Genomic DNA, 2,220 nt, shown 5'->3' with positions numbered 1-2,220 from the left:
GGCACAAAGTGATTGTCCATCACATCGAAGTGGACGATATCTGCACCGGAGGCCAGCACATTGTCCACCTCTTCACCCAGGCGGGCGAAGTCAGCAGAAAGGATGGAGGGTGCGATATAGAAGTCTCGGGTCGTCTCGGACATTGGCAAGCCTGTCGTAGATGCGTTCAGAACCTGATGGAATCGAGACGACAGTCTACCAGAGCTCCAGCCGTCAGAACCGCTCGCCGTGACACCTGGCCTACGGTCGAGCAGGCCGCGCCAGGAGCCGATATAATCGGATGATTGTTCAACCCTGTCCTCCTGGGAGTGCCCCATGCATCGTCGCCACTTACTTCGTCTTTCTGCCCTGCTGCTCGCCGCTGCCTGGCTGGGCGGTTGCGCCAGCCCCCACTATCTCCAGCTCGACCCCAAGCGCACGGCCGCCGTACCCCAGAGCGGCAGTGGCCAGGCCGTGACAGTGGTAGCCGTGGATGGCCGTGACAGCGAGGTGATCGGCACGCGAAGTGGCAGCGCCATGTCCACCGCCACCATCACCGTCAGCGCCCATGAACTGATCCCCAGGCTGCAGCGCGAGGCCGAGGGCGCCGTCCGCGAGATGGGCTTCTCGCCGACCACCGAGCATGCCGAGGGCCGCCCCAGCCTGACGCTGACGCTTGATCGTCTCGGGTACGAGCGGGGGGAAAGCCGTCCGGTCATCGACGAGGCCCGCCTGGAGGCGGTGTTTGTCGCCGAAGCCGTCAACGGCGGCAACACCTACACCGGAACCTACACGTCCTGGCGCACCCAGAGTTTCGCCGTCCGCCCGGACCGTGACACCAATACCCGCATGGTCAACGACCTGCTCTCGGATGGCCTGAACCGCGCCTTCCGCGATCCGGAGCTGGGCCGACTGCTGGCTCGCTGACCTAACCTGCTGCCAGACGATGAGGCCACCCGGGGGTGGCCTCATTGTTGCGATACAGGCGGCGTCCATTCTGCAACGTCTTGCAACGTCTATGCCGAGGGGCCTTTTCTTACCAAGGCCCAGACGCTCTCCTGGAAGCCGCTGCCCGCTTCCGGCTCGCCGTCCTCCAGATGCGTGACGCGAAAGTTGGGCTCGAAGAGCTCGCGCACCTCGTCGCCAGACACCGTGAAAGGGGGGCCGCCATCGTCAAGGGTGCGGGTCAGGCTGATCAGCAGACCGGCCGCACCGGGAGGCAGCAGTTGGGCCAGGTGAAAGGCATAGCGCTGTCGAGTGGCGGCTGGCAACGCAATCAGCGCCGCCCGGTCGTAGAAGGCACCGATTTCGGCCGCCTGCTCGATATGGAAGTGGAAGAAGTCCCCGCACCAGAGTTCGACATCGGCCTGGCGACAGACAACAAAACCGTCCTGGCGATAGCGGGATACCTCTCCCTGTCCCTCGATGATGAACTGCTCGACCGCCTCGGGCGCCAGCTCGATACCCAGCACAGGATGGTCATGCTGCCCCAGCCAGCGCATGTCCAGGCTCTTTCCACACAACGGAACCAGTATCTTGGTGCCGGGCATGACCCCCAGTCCCGGCCAATAGCGCATCAGCAATGGATGGGGCGCATCACGATGGAACCCGATTCGACCTTCCTGCCAGCGGGCGATCCAATGCTTGACCATTCAACTTCCTGCCTCGGTATCAGAACCAGCGATCATTCTTCTTTCGACGCCGGGGAAGGTGGGGGATGATCAGACCCACCAGCAGACCAGCACCCGCCACACCACCTCCATACATGAAATAGCGCAGCAGGAGGTCTTCTTCCTGGGTATCCAGGCGTGCCTGGAGTTGACGGATGGTCTGGCGCGAGGCGGCCGATTCGGCCTCGAGTTCACGGTTACGCGCCTCGATTTCGGCGATACGCTGGTCGGTGGTTTCCAGGGTCTGGGTCATGGAGGCGACCCGGTTCTCCCAGTCGTCGTTGATGCCGTCCAGCTCGCCGGTCAACTCGGCCACCCGCTGCTCCAGGATCGGCAGGCGAACCTGGGTGCTGGGGGTTTCCTGCAACTCGCTGGTCAACACCCAGACGGTATCGCCTTCGGAATTCTCGACCCGACTATAGTCGCCGCTGGTCTCAAGAACCGCGACCGGCTCACCGGCGGTCAAGGTACCTACGATGCGGTAACCGTCGGTTGGGCCGCTGCGAACCCAAGTGGTGAGGTCATCCGAAACCCAGTTTGACTGCTGGGGCGCCTGAGCATAAAGCGGCAG

At 63.3% G+C, this 2,220-nt stretch carries 3 protein-coding genes and 1 pseudogene; 1 reads left to right on the top strand and 3 read right to left on the bottom strand.

Features of this window, described 5'->3' with window-relative positions; translation table 11 throughout:
• Positions 1 to 143: pseudogene (locus tag ACESMD_RS06030) on the bottom strand (ribulose-phosphate 3-epimerase); the annotation flags it as partial.
• 172 nt (positions 144 to 315) lie between these two features.
• On the opposite strand from ACESMD_RS06030, the gene ACESMD_RS06025 reads away from it, so the two are divergent.
• A complete protein-coding gene (locus tag ACESMD_RS06025; RefSeq protein ID WP_372611274.1) occupies positions 316 to 906 on the top strand; it encodes a YajG family lipoprotein in 591 nt (196 codons plus the stop codon).
• 89 nt (positions 907 to 995) lie between these two features.
• Here the strand turns inward: ACESMD_RS06025 and ACESMD_RS06020 are convergent, their stop codons facing one another.
• Together ACESMD_RS06020 and ACESMD_RS06015 are read right to left on the bottom strand one after the other, a co-directional pair.
• Complete coding sequence (locus tag ACESMD_RS06020; protein WP_372611272.1) at positions 996 to 1,631, bottom strand: thiopurine S-methyltransferase; 636 nt, start codon at positions 1,629 to 1,631, stop codon at positions 996 to 998.
• Between the two features lie 19 nt (positions 1,632 to 1,650).
• Entirely contained in the window at positions 1,651 to 2,220 is a 570-nt protein-coding gene (locus ACESMD_RS06015) for a TIGR04211 family SH3 domain-containing protein (protein ID WP_372611270.1), read from the bottom strand.

Source organism: Halomonas sp. (assembly GCF_041689495.1).
Lineage (GTDB): Bacteria > Pseudomonadota > Gammaproteobacteria > Pseudomonadales > Halomonadaceae > Halomonas.
This window is presented reverse-complemented; position numbering and strand designations above follow the sequence as displayed.

Excerpts from the sequence above, each read along its gene's own strand:
- ACESMD_RS06020 (WP_372611272.1), bottom strand. The coding sequence starts at position 1,631 with ATGGTCAAGCATTGGATCGCCCGCTGGCAGGAAGGTCGAATCGGGTTC.
- ACESMD_RS06025 (WP_372611274.1), top strand. The coding sequence starts at position 316 with ATGCATCGTCGCCACTTACTTCGTCTTTCTGCCCTGCTGCTCGCCGCT.